Raw genomic sequence first — 2,074 nt, 5'->3', positions numbered from 1 at the left:
TTTTTGTAGCTAATGTATATTTTTTTTGAATGTTGGAAAGAAATACAACCGTGGGAGGAGTGAATAAATGGGTATAAAATGGTTAAGACGGTCGACCATGGTTGTATTGTTTTTGTGCGCGTTCATGACGACATTTCAATCGATATCGGGCGTTGAAGCGAAAATGTTATCTGATTGGTTTTCACCTTCACGTTTTTCTTTTTTCTCGTTTAAATCATTATTTTCATCAGATACGTATGAGTACGTAGCTGATCGTTTTCGTAAACACGAAAAACAAGTGACTCAACTCTCGTCACAGCAGACGACAAACGAATCGTTGACGCTAGAAGAAGCGTTTGACTGGTCACGATATCCTTCTGTCACAGTTGTAGCGACAGGATATACAGCGGGAGTGGAGTCAACAGGAAAAACGCCCGATCACCCGAGTTATGGCATTACATATTCGGGTGTACGTGTAAAACGTGATTTGTATTCAACAATCGCAGCTGATTTGAGAATTTTTCCAATCGGGACGATTTTATTTATCCCAGGATATGGATATGGTGTTGTTGCGGATACAGGGTCAGCGATTAAAGGTCATAAAATTGATTTGTATTACGAAACAGTAGATGATGTGTATAAACATTGGGGGAAGAAAAAAGTGAATGTATATGTCGTCAAACGCGGAGATGGGACATTATCGGAGCAAGAGATGATAGCACTGAACGAAAACGAATCGATGCAAGTGTTTCGACAACAATATATAAAGAAAAAGGAAGTCGGGCTATAACCGAACTTCCTTTTTCTTCGTTATGCAACGTATTTGTTATATGATTGATGTTGGTTTAATGCTTTATAAATACGCGGTGCGATGATACCAGCGACGATGGATAAAATGATGTCTTTTGGAAGTGGAACGAGCATCCAGCTCCATGCCATCGCGTACGAGAAACCTTCTGGTGCTTCAGCCCATAATTTAAATGCTGCATACATCCAGTTTGTACCGACAACATAGTTAATGACCATACCGATGATTGTGGCAGTAATAAAACGTGCGATCGAACGATTTGTACTTTTTTCGATCAGTAGGCCAGTTACGTATGCTGCAAGAATAAAAGAAAGAATAAATCCAAATGTTGGGGCAATGACAGTTGAAAATCCTCCGCTAAAACGTGCAAAAACAGGCGCACCAAATAGCCCGATCAACATGTAAACCGTCATGGCCATTGCGCCACGCTTTGCGCCAAGAATGGCACCAGCTAGTACACAAAAAAATGTTTGCAACGTAATCGGAACGCCACCAATGACGAGAAACGGGGCCCATGATGTAATGTTTGCACCGATCGCCATTAATGCTGCAAACATAGCGATAAATGTTAAGTCTTTTGCGCGCATTTGTTAACCTCCTTTTTTTATTCGTTAACGAAATGGTATATGATAAAACAAAAAATGTCAATACATAAGTGATAGTCGTTTGCACAACATAACAATACGGAGGGGATCATAATGAGAGAAGAAGAACAATTGCTTCGCGCAAATCGGTTGGGAGCAAAAGAAGATATCATTCATGTAAGTGAAACAGATGATGGATATGATTTGCGCGACGCAGCCCATATTGGTGAGAAACAAATGGCGGAACCGAATTATCGCCAGTAAAGAAGAAAGGTGAGTTGGCAACAAGGCGACTCGCCTTTTTTTGGAGAAAGCGTTATATGAATCGTATTTGGATTAAAAGAAATGTTTATTTCAGATTCAATACTAATCGATTGGAGTTGTTTTTGTACTTCTTCTTGTTTCGATTGTTGAGCTTTCTCCATCAATTTTTTCGCAAAAACAGGATCGTTCGCAATTTTTGAGGAAATAGCTGTTGCGTCTTTAAAAAGTTTTTGGATCGCTTTTGCCGATTGTGTAAATTGTGTAATATCGACGTTTGGATACATCGTTCTCCCTCCCTCTAGAAATGTTGATATATCAAGGTTTCTTGGCATCATAGGGGTGCCAAAAAAATTTTTTCGACAAAATGAATCACATACTTTTTCATTTTTGTTGATATCTAACAATCCATAGGTACGCTTCGCGACCACTGGTTATTTTT

Annotated in this window: 4 protein-coding genes; 2 read left to right on the top strand and 2 right to left on the bottom strand. The window is 39.3% G+C overall.

Translation table 11 applies throughout. The annotated features are described in order from the left end of the window. Positions 1-67: 67 nt before the first annotated feature. Positions 68-769, top strand: coding sequence for a 3D domain-containing protein (locus LD028_RS02090; RefSeq protein ID WP_237810775.1), 702 nt, complete (start codon positions 68-70; stop codon positions 767-769). A 20-nt stretch (positions 770-789) separates the two neighbouring features. Here LD028_RS02090 and LD028_RS02085 read toward each other — a convergent pair whose 3' ends face one another. Then, a complete protein-coding gene (locus tag LD028_RS02085) occupies positions 790-1,374 on the bottom strand; it encodes a biotin transporter BioY (protein ID WP_237810774.1) in 585 nt (194 codons plus the stop codon). Positions 1,375-1,485: 111 nt separating this feature from the next. Between LD028_RS02085 and LD028_RS02080 the strand changes: the two genes are divergently transcribed. Beyond that, positions 1,486-1,635, top strand: coding sequence for a hypothetical protein (locus LD028_RS02080; protein WP_237810773.1), 150 nt, complete (start codon positions 1,486-1,488; stop codon positions 1,633-1,635). On the opposite strand, the gene LD028_RS02075 is transcribed toward LD028_RS02080, so the two are convergent. Further along, positions 1,623-1,919, bottom strand: a complete 297-nt coding sequence (locus tag LD028_RS02075; RefSeq protein WP_237810772.1) for a YuzC family spore coat inner layer protein — start codon at positions 1,917-1,919, stop codon at positions 1,623-1,625. The genes LD028_RS02080 and LD028_RS02075 overlap by 13 nt on opposite strands. Positions 1,920-2,074: the final 155 nt, after the last annotated feature.

Origin of the sequence: Anoxybacillus sp. LAT27 (assembly GCF_022030075.1) — a bacterium.
GTDB lineage: Bacteria > Bacillota > Bacilli > Bacillales > Anoxybacillaceae > Anoxybacillus > Anoxybacillus kestanbolensis.
This window is presented reverse-complemented; position numbering and strand designations above follow the sequence as displayed.

What these genes read in the sequence shown, in the direction of transcription:
- LD028_RS02090 (WP_237810775.1), top strand. Translation starts at nt 68, where the DNA reads ATGGGTATAAAATGGTTAAGACGGTCGACCATGGTTGTATTGTTTTTG.
- LD028_RS02085 (WP_237810774.1), bottom strand. Translation starts at nt 1,374, where the DNA reads ATGCGCGCAAAAGACTTAACATTTATCGCTATGTTTGCAGCATTAATG.
- LD028_RS02080 (WP_237810773.1), top strand. Translation starts at nt 1,486, where the DNA reads ATGAGAGAAGAAGAACAATTGCTTCGCGCAAATCGGTTGGGAGCAAAA.
- LD028_RS02075 (WP_237810772.1), bottom strand. Translation starts at nt 1,919, where the DNA reads ATGTATCCAAACGTCGATATTACACAATTTACACAATCGGCAAAAGCG.